Source organism: Photobacterium japonica (assembly GCF_050337005.1).
Taxonomy (GTDB): Bacteria; Pseudomonadota; Gammaproteobacteria; order Enterobacterales; family Vibrionaceae; genus Photobacterium; species Photobacterium japonica.
Genome location: NZ_JAKJSN010000052.1, coordinates 25,241 through 37,314, shown reverse-complemented (window position 1 = coordinate 37,314; position 12,074 = coordinate 25,241). Strand labels below are relative to the sequence as shown.

Sequence of the window (12,074 nt, the reverse complement as noted above, 5' to 3'; positions counted from 1 at the left end):
ATAAAAAGGGGCGATACTGAAACAAATTTTGTGAAAAATAATAAAATCTTCTAACTTAAGAGCCATTTGCCGAACATTTAACCTAACAAACACATTAAATGCGTTTACATCCCCCTATCTGCTTACTCGTTACCTGGTATTTTCGCCAAAATAATGGCGCAAGAAAAACATTTCTCCAACCCTATCCTGTATATGCTAAATAAACAGCACATCCTGCGTCTTTATAAGCAGATAAATCCTCTCCCGCCCACTAGGGCTGCCTTTATCGCGAAATTATCTCGCACAGTTAATGATCTCTGCCAACGGTCAGGGTAAAATCCTCCGATTATGTGCCCATCAACACCATCTGATGTGGCGAAACTTGTGACGTATATGCCGCGACGTACATGCTGCGCCGCACATACCTGCAACGATAGATCAGCCTATGCATTCCCCGGAACTCTGTTTTACCCCGTTTAACGCCAATATTGATGCCTATGCATTACCAGAGCGTTTCAATTTCCCCTTCTATTACGAGCCACACCCACTGTGTTTGTTGGCGGCCGACGAGTTGCAGCAGCACCTTGTCTCGCAAACCGACTGGCAACATAATTTTGGTGTCGAAGGGGATACCAGTAACGCGATCGGCAAAATGTTTGGGGTACTCCTTGTGCGTAATCCACACGGTGAGATTGGCTATTTATCGGCATTCTCAGGAAAAATTGCCGATCAAAACTTGCTGCCACACTTTGTGCCACCGGTGTTTGATATGCTCACCGAAAACAGCTTCTTCATTGCTGAACAAACCGAAATTAATGGCATCAGCCAGCAAGTTGAAGCCCTGACATCAAACCCTGTGGTTATCGCGCTCAAGAAAAGCGTGAAAGCGGACACCCATGCCCGTGATGAAGCGCTGAAAGCGCACCGTGAAAATATGGTCGAAGCCCGTAAGGTGCGTAAAGCCTTACGTGAGAACAGCGCGTCAATGACGCAGGAAGATCGTCACGAACTGAAGCAACGCCTGAGCCATGAAAGTGTCATCGAAAAGCTTCAGCTGCGTGATTTGAAGCTAGAATGGGAAGCTCGCATTGGGTCTCGTCAAACCGAGCTTGATGCCCTTACTGCTGACGTTGCCTCGTTAAAACAAGCACGTAAAAACCGTTCGTCTGCGTTGCAGAAGAAGTTGTTTGCCCAATACCGCTTCCTCAATATCACGGGTGAGGAAAAAGATCTGGGTGATTTGTTCGCTGGCACCACACAAGGCGTTCCACCCGCCGCCGCCGGTGAATGCGCCGCACCGAAACTGTTACAGTATGCGTTCAAGTGGGGATTCACCCCATTGGCGATGGCCGAGTTTTGGTGGGGTACGTCGCCAAAATCGGAGATTCGTCGTCACAAGAACTTCTACCCTGCGTGCCAGGGTAAATGCCAGCCAATTTTAACTCACATGCTGTCTGGTATGGATGTAGATGAAAACCCATTGCAGCAAAACCCGGCAGAAGGCAAAACCATTGAGATCCTCTACCAAGATGACGACATGGCGGTGGTGAATAAGCCCGCTGAGTTTTTATCGGTACCGGGCAAAATGGTGGAAGACTCGGTGTTCCTTCGCATGAAGCAGCAGTTCCCCGATGCAACCGGCCCTTTAATTGTGCACCGTCTGGACATGTCGACGTCAGGCTTAATGGTGATAGCCATCAGTAAGCGTGCCAATAAGAACCTGCAAAAACAGTTCATTCAACGCACCGTTAAAAAGTGCTACACCGCGATGATCGATGGAGTACTGACCCAAGACAGCGGCATGATCACTCTGCCGATGCGTGGCGATCTGCATGACCGTCCTCGTCAACTGGTGTGTTATGAACACGGTAAGCCGGCCGAAACCACCTATGAAGTGCTCAGCCGTACAGATAAGTACACCAAAGTACGCTTGTACCCGAAAACCGGCCGTACTCACCAACTGCGCGTGCATTGTGCACACAGCTTGGGCCTAAACATGCCGATTGTCGGCGATGACTTGTACGGCGTAAAAGCCGATCGTCTGCATTTGCATGCGGAAACCTTGGAACTGGTTCACCCGATCACAAACGTACCGATGTCATTCCATGTGGATGCTGAATTTTAAGCGCTAAGGATAAAGGCCAGAAACCATCACCTCTGGCCGTATATCAATATCACGCCTAAACAAAAACACCCCATCACGGTCAACCCGTGATGGGGTGTTTTTTTAAATCGGTATCATGCGTATTACGCGGCAGCGGCCACTGGCTCGTCTTCTTTCTGTGTGAGCAGCTTATAAGACATAATGCCGATCACCATCGCTTTGATAATCATCATCTGCGGATTACCGTAATAACCGACCATGCCCACCGCACCAGAGATCAACATCAACACGCGATATTTACGCAGACTGGTCATGTAAATCGCCGCCAGGATCACACCCAAATCAGCAAACTGGAACGCCACCGCCAACGTAGGCTCAGCAATGAACGACGAGACAGCAAAATACAGAATGGTCGCAATGCCGACACCCATCACCGCACCCAGTGCCATAATCAACTTATGGGAAACCGTAGTGAAGTCTTTCGCGTAACGGTAGGTGTTGATGCTTGCCACTGACAGGTTAAGGATCACCTTCGCATGCCAACCCATCAAGAAAGCCCAAATAATATCATTGGCTGCAGAGCCAAAGGCCGCAAAGCGAGTCGCTTTCATGCTGTTAAACACGGTTAAAGAGATATAAAAAGCAACACTCGTCCAGCCTAATACGTCAACAACAAAATCCATTACAGTTCCCCGAGGGTCATCAATCTTAGGGCTAGATAGTAATGGGGAAATGCCACGTAAACAAGCAAGTTTTCGCTGAAAAACAGATACAAACACTGCTTAGGGTTGAATGCGTGGCATTTTTTACCGCCATAACAATTGATTACAAAGTAACCAATTCGCTGCATTTGGTGCCGACACCTTGTTTGTGTCACGCAATATCCCCATAAATGTAAGGTTATCCACAATTTCTGGGGATAGACTGTGGCTATTCCTGTCTATAACCCCGGTTTTTCCCTACGCATTGGGTAGGAAAGCCAGCACATATAGGCACAATGCATTGGTGCCACAGACCGCCGCGAGCCAAAACAGTCCTTTACCACCCGCATCTTTTACTCGCGGACTTTGCCGCCATCGGCGTATTAGTATGCGCACAAAAGCCATCACCAAGGCCGCGCCCCCTGCCATACCCGCATAGAACGCGCATTGCAGCATCAACTGGGTGAAGCCACTGGCGCCCTCAGACATAAAATGGCTCCAGTAATAAAATGCCCAACCTAATACAATCAAGCTTGGCCCTGCGCCCCACACCACATACTGTCGCATCCCGACTACACTCCTTTGTTCAGGCCGCCAACCTCGGCGGATTAAGGGCATTTAATCATATTTCATGTTTTCCTCAAGCCCGATCCCTACGCCTTTTTCGCAGGATGCATGTTAAGTATGACTGACTACAGTAATTGCTAAAACCGAATATCTTTCTCGTAAAAAGAGGCGTAGTCTTGTCCGGCAACCAGATCCAGAGGTAAGTATGTATTTTGAAAATGGTCGAGCCTTAATCGTTGAAGGCGGCGCAATGCGAGGGATTTTTGCCAGCGGAGTCCTGGATGCCTTCATGGCAGAACAATTCCAACCTTATGACTTTGCCATTGGCGTATCAGCCGGTGCCTCCAATTTATTGGGATACCTTTCTCACGCCCCACAGCGCAGTTATCGCGTCATTACGGAACTTGCCACCAGCAAGACGTTCTACAACCCACGCCGCTTTTTGCAAGGGGGCGATTTAGTTGATATCGAATGGTTATGGGAAGCCGCCGATCAGCATTTCCCGATTGATAAAGCCACATTACTCGCCAATATTCCCTTATGGGCAACGGTCACCAATGTCCACAATGGCCGTGCCGACTACTACCGCATTAACAACGGCAACATGAAAAATGCCATGATTGCCACGGCGGCCTTGCCCATTGCGGTAAAAACGCCGCCGTGCTTTTCCGGTGGCTGTTATACCGATGGTGGCGTGGCCGACTCCATTCCGGTTAAAGAAGCCTATCGCCGTGGGGCGCGTGACATTACAGTGATCCTGTCACATCCTCTGAGCTACCACATGAACCCAGCCAAACACCCGTGGATGATGAAGAAGATGCTGTTCCGCTATCCCGGTATTGCAGATGCGCTGATCCACCGTTCTGAGCATTACAATGCGGCACTCGACTTTATTCACCATCCGCCTGCGGACACCACGGTAAAAGTGCTGGCCCCGCCGGAAAATTTCGACATTAAACGCTTAACCATGAACAAAACCCATTTAGATAAAGGCTACCAAATGGGTATTGAGGCTGGTCAACACCATATACGCAATCTGTAAGGCGGTATGGCCTTGATGATAAGAACGGTCACAACGGTTCATCGTGTCGTTTGCGTTTATAGGGTCGTCATTACGCTCAGATCACACAAACAAAAAAGGAGGCTTTCTCAGCCTCCTTTTTATTTTTCACGTTGAACCGTCGATAACGAGACCGTCGCCCGCAAGATCACTCTTTGCTGTTGCTTGGTACCAATTCATTCAACGGCAACCAATTCACCGCCACGCCAGATTGCGCGAACATCTCTTGGCTAACACGAATTTTATCGCCCCAGCGTGAAAGAAAATCTTCCGACTGCTCCGGGCAATGGACGGTTGAAATTCCCGTTTGGATAATTTTCGCCGCACAGTTCGGGCAAGGGAAATGGGTCACCCAAATCTCACACCCCGCCAAATCACGCTTAGCAAACAAAATCGCATTTTCTTCTGCGTGCAGCGTTTTCAACAATTTCATTTCGCGGTCATCGGTATCCGCGCTGTCTGACACACCGTGTGGGTAGCCATTGAAGCCCACAGAGACAATGCGATTCCCCTGTGTGATCACCGCACCGACTTGCGTTGAGGGATCTTTACTCCATGACGCGACCAATTCAGCCATCTGAAAAAAGCGCACAGCCCATTTTGAAATCATGTTCTTTACCTTTTTTATTCATCATTAGCGACGCATTGTCGCCCAATCGCAGCTGCCCCGCCCGTTCTGACGGAAAAGACGCCCCGATGAAGCAACAAGAATGGCTACATTTTGCAAAACTTACGCCACTGGCTCAAGTCTTACCACAGAATCACGCACTGAACCGACCTGTTCGGGCAAAAAGTGCTGACGTTATCGCCAACTTAGCGCCAGATCAGGACACGCACTTCGTTGCCTTCTTCCGGATTAGTCGGAATATTCATCGACAACAAGAACGAAATTACCGCCATGCCGGCACCCGCCAAGAATACCGTCGCAGGCGACGTTAGCCACAACACACCAAACGTTACAGGGATCACCACCGCCGCAATATGGTTAATGGTAAATGACACCCCCGCCGTAGAGGCCATGTCTGCTGGATCCGCGATTTTCTGGAAGTAGGTTTTCATGGCCAATGCCAACGCAAAGAACAAGTGGTCAATCACATACAGTGCAGCACCCATTTCAGCGGTTTCCACAAATGCATAACCCACAAACACAAACACCAGACCTACATATTCAAACATCAATGCATTGCGTTCACCCACACGGCCAATGAAACGGCCGATCTTCTTCGCAAATAACCAGTTAAAGAAGTAGTTGGCCAAGAATAGTAGCGTGATATCTGCAGCAGAATAACCAAACTTTTCGACCATCAAGAAGCCAGCGAAGACCATAAAGATCTGGCGACGCGCACCACTCATGAACGTCAATGCGTAGTACAACCAGTAGCGCTTACGCACAACCAGTTTCTTCGTTTGCGGTGTACCCTCTGGAAAACTTGGGAACGCAATCGCCACGAAGATCAACAACAGGAACGCGATTGAGCCCGTGATCAAGTACACCCACTTGTACTCCATCTGAAACTGTTCCAGCATCACCCACAATGCACCGTAGGTACACAACGACGCGAACGCCCCAACAGAAATCAGCTTACCCAATACTTCCGGCGCTTCATCCTTGTTCAACCACTGTAATGACAACGACTGTTTCAACGTTTCAAAGTAATGAAAACCGATGGACATAATCATGGTGGTTGCAAGCAGGCCAGTCACCGACGGGAAGAAACCAGTCATCGCGACACCCAACGTCAGCATCGCCAACGACACAATAATAAACCGTTGTTCACGCACAAACAGCAGCACAAAGACCGCCGTAAACGCCAAGAAGCCCGGAATTTCGCGTACACTTTGCAGCAAACCGATATCCGCACCAGTAAACGCGGCTTTTTCAATCACGAAGTTGTTCAACAGTGCTTGCCAGCTTGAAAAAGCAACAGGAACAATAATAGARATAAGAATGAGAAAGTTTTGAGGCGTTCTCCATCCATCGGGGAAACGGTTTGCTAGCATGAGCTGTCCATCTGAAAGGGGGTAAAAAAGGGTTAGCTCGCCAGATTATCAGCATTACATTCAAAGAAAAGAAAATTTACATTTGCAGACAAACGCGATGTCTCGACTCTCTTGCGTCACATGCACCGCCTATCGGCGGCTTTAATTTACATCTTAATTAGACAATAATGTGCGGCTATACGTTGCCCATTCAGCAAGTACAGCTTAATGAAACAGAGTGATCCCACATGTCTAATGTCGTTCAGTTCTCTACATTCAGTGGTAAAAAGCAGGCCAGTAAAACCGCCACTTATACCTCACACAAGCAATCGCCCAAACAAGCACCCGCACCCAGCCCGAAAGCGTTAAGGGAGCAGGCCGCATTGCAGCAAGGCAACCACTGTTATTTTTGTGGTGAGCATAAAGCGCCCAACGCCCTTAACTGGCTGGATAAGACGGGATTTAAAGCAAAGACACATGTTGTCTGCAGTACGTGCAGTTCGGCAGCGAAAGCACGCCCCATGGATGAACTGCGGATAATTCTTGCGTTAAAAGCGATGGATTTCAGAACGGTTAAACTGCAACAGTACCTTGAACTAAGAGAAAAAGGCATCCAGATAGACGGAGTACGTGAGTACAAGTTCTACTTTGAGATGGTTGAGTAACTAGCCGCATAAATATGGCTTTATGCTGATTTCAATACTATCTGCGCTTAGTTTTAGTATTTCCTTGGTTTGGGTCGAGTAACCTGAGACAATCACTCGGTAACTTTTATATCAAATGGTTCTCTATGAAACTTTTAGTTCGTAATCTTGCTCGCACAACAACTGAACATGAAATCCGTGATCTATTCTCTGCCCACGGTGCTGTGGCTGAATGCACCCTTGTTTTAAACCAAGACACGGGGAAATCAAAAGGATTCGCTTTTGTTGAAATGCCGGACGAGGCAGAAGCCCAAGCCGCGATTGCTAGCCTGAACCTAACTGCTGTGGCGAAAAGCAAAATTCGCGTCAAGCAAGCAGACTAACCCCATCATTAAGCATGATGAAAGCCAGCCACTCTGTGCGCTGGCTTTTTTATTGCGCAAAAAACGTGACACAAAGTGAAGAAATAAACGCCGACTCACAGATGGTGTAAACGATTCCATGATGTAATCCAGCCGACGCAACAGGCGTCTGCTTTTGAATGAGTCATGTTATGATCCAAACAGTCATGTTAGAAAATGGCTGCACTGTAGAGTGCCTGCAGCCGAATGTGTCCTATGACATCAACCACAATGAATTAGCCCTGCGTTTTCATGGTAAAGACCACGGTAGCGATAGCCCGTTTCTTCCTGCAGGTTACCTTATTGCCTCCATTCCCTATACGGTAGACCCCAATGCCAAACTGATTGGCGACGGCTTCCAGATGCTGGCCCAGACCGCAGGAACCGTCAATCAACTCGTTGATATTGGCCGCTGTCCCGACAATAACGACAGCTACCGTATATATCCACAAGATGCGCCCAAGCGCTTCTATAACCATTTAGTGCTTGAACAAGCCAGCGGCTACACCTTATTTGGCTTTACAACATGCCATCGCTTTGCGGGGTACTTTGAAATCGCCACCACCGCCACAGGTACCGCCATTCATGCCTTTCTTGATGGCGAAGATAGCCCAATACAGTGCTGGGACACCGATCAGCTTGAAAACGTTTGCATCCTAACCGGTGATTCACTGGCCGCGCTTTATGGTCAGTATTCCACACTGCTCCAAACCCACCACCCTCGTCGATCAGGCGTGACACAACACGCACCGGTTGGCTGGTGTTCATGGTATGCCTACTACGCCGATGTCACCGAACAGAACATCCAACAAAATGTCGCGGAAATGCACGGTGAACTTGATGATCTGGAATGGGTACTGCTTGATGACGGCTATCAAGCCTTCATGGGTGACTGGCTCACACCATCAGACAAATTCGCAGGGGGCGTTAAAGCGTTAATCCACGCCATTAAAGCGCAAGGCAAAAAGCCCGCTATTTGGATGGCGCCTTTCATCGCCCAACCGGAATCCGAGTTATTTCAACTGCACCCCGACTGGTTTGTTAAACACCGTGATGGCACCTTGCTGAAAGCGGAAGATATCACCTATGGCGGCTGGCGCTGTACCCCTTGGTATATTTTGGATACCTCCCATCCTGAGGTACAAGCCCACCTGACACATGTCGTACAAACCATGCGTGAAGACTGGGGCGTCGAACTCTTCAAACTGGATGCCAACTACTGGGGTACCCTTAAAGGCGTGCGTTATCAGTCGGGCGTGACTGGCGTACAGGCGTATCGCATGGGCATGGAAGCCATTGCGGCAGGTGCCGGCGATGCATGGCTGCTAGGCTGTAATACGCCGATGTGGCCATCACTGGGCTTGGTGGATGCCATGCGAGTCTCAGATGATGTTGAACGCCATCCTCATCGCTTTGAACAAATCGCCAAAGAGACCTTTTATCGCGCCTGGCAACATCGCCAGTTGTGGCAAATTGACCCTGATTGCGTCACGCTGACTTCGCTGCCTGATCAAGCGACCGACGCCAGCAGCTACCACTTCCACCGTACCGCCATGCTGGCCTGTGGGGGTATGTTGCTATCGGGCGATCCTTTACCTGCGATCACCTCGTTTGCCAAAACCAGCTTCACCCAGCTCATTGCTCGACAAAAACTGAGCCAGCAAACCGCGACCTTTAGCTCGCTCGATCTGTCCCATGCCCAGCTCCCCTTGCCGGATAACCGTGTCCTCCATTGCCTGTTTCACTTCAACCGTGACCATCAGGCATTCACGCTGACGGCATCACAGCCTGCACACTGGTATGATTATTGGAGCGGTGAGCAACTCACGCAGAGCCCGAGCACGCATTTTGATGTGGTGTTTGAGGCGGTTTGCGAGACAGCTTCTGAGGCTGGCCTTGCACCAAGTGCACGCGCGATTCTCTGCCGCGCCGAATAAGCGACGTTTAAAACACAGAGGGCGACCACATCACCGTGGTCGCCCTCTGTCATCGTCAATGTGTCATGGCCTAAAAAAGCAGGCCATCGCCAGCATTTTCTTATTTATCACCTTGGATAAATTATAAAACGATAACATTCACCGCTTGAAGACCTTTTGGTCCTTGCTCTACGTCATAAGACACTTTTTGGCCTTCAGACAGCGTCTTAACATCATCAGAAGCGATGGCACTGACGTGAACGAAGACATTCGCAAAACCGGTGTCTTGCGTTAGAAAACCAAAGCCTTTCTCTTCGTTAAACCACTTCACTAAACCCGTTGCTTTGTGAGACATAGGTATCCCTTAACGTTAAATTGATGAACATGAGCATTGATAAAATGCAATGTGCTAAGAGTTTGAATTATTGAATGTGACGATGAAGCGAAGGGAAACACTGAGGATTACAACAAAAATGAAGCTATTCAAAGAGTTTTACTTTTACTTGATGTTGCATTAATAACCCTGAACAGCAGAGCGGCGTTATTATTCATCTAAAACGAAGCATTGTAAACAGCCGAGTGTAAACAACTGAATTTGAAGGATTATATTGATACACAGAAAGATGCAAAGCCCGAGCACACATTTCGATGGGGGTGTTTGAGCCTGTTTGCGTGACGGCCCCAGAGGCTCGTCTTACGCCAGCATACGCGCGCGTTTTTCTGCTTAACCGAACAGAAGACGCTGAAAACACAGAGGGCGACCACGTAATGTGGCCACCATCTGCCGTGAATGGGATTGCGGAAAAATCAATTTACCATTGATGCAATATGGAAAATGCATCACTTCCTTCCAGCCTTGTTAATACAAAAGCCCGTACCGCTGAATAAGACCCCCCTTTGACATTATCTTCAAGATACACGAGTACATCTTCTACCCCATCTTTGTTGTAGTCCCCTTTTGCCATTACCGTCAGTTTTTGAGTGCCCGTTTTCGTTTCAAATAGGGCTTGATCGTGGTTTAGCGGTATGACATTCATCATGGCACTCATCGCATCCCAACTTGGCATCGTCATCAGACGGCTTTTATCGTGTTTTGAAATTGTCATTGCGAGTTGAGGTGGCAAAACGCTAGCAAGTGATTTGTTTAATTGAAGACCATCTAAATACGTTTTGTCTGAAATACCAAGCTTTGATATTTCACGCCAAGTAACACAAAGGTGATTAACCGCTGAGATATAATCATATTCATCGTTTGTTGGTGAGCGATATCCATCATTCAAACTAACAACAAGATCGGCACACGTTGATACTTGTTTATCCCCATGTTCGTCGTGCCTTAAGCTTTCTTCATAATACCATTTTGCATCATACATCGAGATAAAGTCTGCACTTGTAACTGCATCTACAGGTTTAACAAAAAACACCATAGATTTATTATGCAGACTATAATTCGCAGGAATTCCCCCATCAGCACTCATCACGTTCATGCTGGATAAGAGTGACACAAGCAAAAGAGGGATTGTAAACATATTCACTTGGCACTCCTTAGTAGACTTCGAACAAAGTCATTTCTTTTAATACTGACTTGGTATCGATTACATTCCAATGCCGCTTTTTCATAATCCCCAGCTTTAATATGTTTATTAAAACTAGGAAAGCCTGACTTCAATGTAGGCATACCTAAGTTGAAAATCATATCAAATAAAGCCAGCTTAACATTATCAGGATAAGAGCCAAATTCATTTGCTCCATATATCAGTTTAAGTTCTCTCTCAAAACTCTTAATATGATTATCAATCTGAGTAGACATTGTTGCACTGGATAATTCTAGTACAGTGAATGCTTTAAATTTATGATGAGGCATGGATTTCCCATATGGCCGCGCTTTTATTACATTGAACTCGTCTTCAATTTGCTTTTTTGTTGCAGGCACCCCCGTCCCCCTCACCACAAATGGGACTTTCTGTGCAGCAGATACAGAGGCCATCATATGACCAACACCGACGGTAACCTTACCTTCTGTACACAAATACATATGAGGTATACGCCCTTCATTCTCCTCAATCATACGTCTTAGCGTTGTTTTTAGTTCACCAACTATAGGTGTGGCAACATTGAGCTGATTCAACTTCTCATTGATTTTTCGATGCGTTCGACCGTTAACATCAATTCTTCCATCAGGCCTTGGCATACCTAATATTTTTTTCTGGAATATTTTTATTGCTTCAACTGTCTTCGAATTTTCTGGCTTACGCCCTAAAGAACCATCATCATCCAGTTTTTTCATAGGTGAAAGTTGTACTCTCAACTTGTTTAATGATATTTGAACAGCCTTTATATCTAGATAGTTATTAATACCACCTATACCTACTGATTTAGCTATTTTTAACTTAGACATTACCACTCCATATACCAATACAACTTTAAATAGCACAAAAAGGCATATTAAAACTTAATGTGTGTTAATTAATCGTGATAGTCACTTGGCTTTCACATTACAACATACAATGAAAGTAATATTAGTGAGATTATATATTTGCACAGTCATTACGCGTAAATTTATTGTTGGTGTTGTCAATATAATTAGACCGACATCTCGAATTCAACGTCGATGCATTTTTTATCACACCATTTGCGCTACAAAAGTATGGGACGGTGATTATTACAATTCTGTACGGAATGCCTTTAATATCAATATGTCATCCTTTGAATCATTCGTCTC

12 protein-coding genes are annotated in these 12,074 nt (G+C 47.0%); 5 read left to right on the top strand and 7 right to left on the bottom strand.

The window, feature by feature from the left end:
• Positions 1-424: 424 nt before the first annotated feature.
• A complete protein-coding gene (locus L4C36_RS18445) occupies positions 425-2,104 on the top strand; it encodes an RluA family pseudouridine synthase (protein ID WP_428479270.1) in 1,680 nt (559 codons plus the stop codon).
• 122 nt (positions 2,105-2,226) lie between these two features.
• Here L4C36_RS18445 and L4C36_RS18440 read toward each other — a convergent pair whose 3' ends face one another.
• Entirely contained in the window at positions 2,227-2,766 is a 540-nt protein-coding gene (locus L4C36_RS18440) for a hypothetical protein (protein ID WP_428479269.1), read from the bottom strand.
• Positions 2,767-3,042: 276 nt separating this feature from the next.
• The gene (locus L4C36_RS18435) at positions 3,043-3,351 is read right to left on the bottom strand and encodes a hypothetical protein (protein ID WP_428479268.1); all 309 of its coding nucleotides are present in this window, start codon (positions 3,349-3,351) and stop codon (positions 3,043-3,045) included.
• Positions 3,352-3,556: 205 nt separating this feature from the next.
• Here L4C36_RS18435 and L4C36_RS18430 point away from each other — a divergent pair, with 205 nt between their 5' ends.
• Positions 3,557-4,393: a patatin-like phospholipase family protein gene (locus L4C36_RS18430; protein ID WP_428479267.1), complete on the top strand. Its 837-nt coding sequence runs from the start codon at positions 3,557-3,559 to the stop codon at positions 4,391-4,393.
• 166 nt (positions 4,394-4,559) lie between these two features.
• Here L4C36_RS18430 and L4C36_RS18425 read toward each other — a convergent pair whose 3' ends face one another.
• Entirely contained in the window at positions 4,560-5,021 is a 462-nt protein-coding gene (locus tag L4C36_RS18425; protein WP_428479266.1) for a dCMP deaminase family protein, read from the bottom strand.
• 203 nt (positions 5,022-5,224) lie between these two features.
• On the bottom strand, positions 5,225-6,412 hold the full coding sequence (locus L4C36_RS18420; RefSeq protein ID WP_428479265.1) for an MFS transporter: 1,188 nt from the start codon (positions 6,410-6,412) through the stop codon (positions 5,225-5,227).
• Positions 6,413-6,639: 227 nt separating this feature from the next.
• Here L4C36_RS18420 and L4C36_RS18415 point away from each other — a divergent pair, with 227 nt between their 5' ends.
• The 3 genes from L4C36_RS18415 (at position 6,640) to L4C36_RS18405 (ending at position 9,373) form a co-directional block, all read left to right on the top strand.
• Complete coding sequence (locus L4C36_RS18415; protein ID WP_428479264.1) at positions 6,640-7,056, top strand: hypothetical protein; 417 nt, start codon at positions 6,640-6,642, stop codon at positions 7,054-7,056.
• Positions 7,057-7,181: 125 nt separating this feature from the next.
• Positions 7,182-7,418 carry an RNA recognition motif domain-containing protein gene (locus tag L4C36_RS18410; RefSeq protein ID WP_428479263.1) on the top strand — a complete coding sequence of 79 codons (237 nt, stop codon included), beginning with the start codon at positions 7,182-7,184 and terminating at the stop codon, positions 7,416-7,418.
• Positions 7,419-7,588: 170 nt separating this feature from the next.
• Positions 7,589-9,373, top strand: a complete 1,785-nt coding sequence (locus L4C36_RS18405) for a glycoside hydrolase family 36 protein (protein WP_428479262.1) — start codon at positions 7,589-7,591, stop codon at positions 9,371-9,373.
• A 121-nt stretch (positions 9,374-9,494) separates the two neighbouring features.
• Here the strand turns inward: L4C36_RS18405 and L4C36_RS18400 are convergent, their stop codons facing one another.
• The 3 genes from L4C36_RS18400 to L4C36_RS18390 all read right to left on the bottom strand — a co-directional run bounded on the left by L4C36_RS18400 (position 9,495) and on the right by L4C36_RS18390 (position 11,750).
• Positions 9,495-9,707 (bottom strand): cold-shock protein, encoded by a 213-nt coding sequence (locus L4C36_RS18400; protein ID WP_428479261.1) that lies wholly within the window; start codon positions 9,705-9,707, stop codon positions 9,495-9,497.
• A gap of 457 nt (positions 9,708-10,164) precedes the next feature.
• Positions 10,165-10,887: a hypothetical protein gene (locus L4C36_RS18395; protein ID WP_428479260.1), complete on the bottom strand. Its 723-nt coding sequence runs from the start codon at positions 10,885-10,887 to the stop codon at positions 10,165-10,167.
• Complete coding sequence (locus L4C36_RS18390; protein WP_428479259.1) at positions 10,884-11,750, bottom strand: glycoside hydrolase family protein; 867 nt, start codon at positions 11,748-11,750, stop codon at positions 10,884-10,886. Before L4C36_RS18390 ends, L4C36_RS18395 begins: the two co-directional genes overlap by 4 nt.
• Positions 11,751-12,074 lie beyond the last annotated feature (324 nt).

Bases quoted from the DNA above. Each gene is read 5' to 3' on its own strand.
- L4C36_RS18425 (WP_428479266.1), bottom strand. From the start codon at position 5,021: ATGATTTCAAAATGGGCTGTGCGCTTTTTTCAGATGGCTGAATTGGTC.
- L4C36_RS18415 (WP_428479264.1), top strand. From the start codon at position 6,640: ATGTCTAATGTCGTTCAGTTCTCTACATTCAGTGGTAAAAAGCAGGCC.
- L4C36_RS18435 (WP_428479268.1), bottom strand. From the start codon at position 3,351: ATGCGACAGTATGTGGTGTGGGGCGCAGGGCCAAGCTTGATTGTATTA.
- L4C36_RS18400 (WP_428479261.1), bottom strand. From the start codon at position 9,707: ATGTCTCACAAAGCAACGGGTTTAGTGAAGTGGTTTAACGAAGAGAAA.
- L4C36_RS18430 (WP_428479267.1), top strand. From the start codon at position 3,557: ATGTATTTTGAAAATGGTCGAGCCTTAATCGTTGAAGGCGGCGCAATG.
- L4C36_RS18405 (WP_428479262.1), top strand. From the start codon at position 7,589: ATGATCCAAACAGTCATGTTAGAAAATGGCTGCACTGTAGAGTGCCTG.
- L4C36_RS18445 (WP_428479270.1), top strand. From the start codon at position 425: ATGCATTCCCCGGAACTCTGTTTTACCCCGTTTAACGCCAATATTGAT.
- L4C36_RS18440 (WP_428479269.1), bottom strand. From the start codon at position 2,766: ATGGATTTTGTTGTTGACGTATTAGGCTGGACGAGTGTTGCTTTTTAT.
- L4C36_RS18390 (WP_428479259.1), bottom strand. From the start codon at position 11,750: ATGTCTAAGTTAAAAATAGCTAAATCAGTAGGTATAGGTGGTATTAAT.
- L4C36_RS18410 (WP_428479263.1), top strand. From the start codon at position 7,182: ATGAAACTTTTAGTTCGTAATCTTGCTCGCACAACAACTGAACATGAA.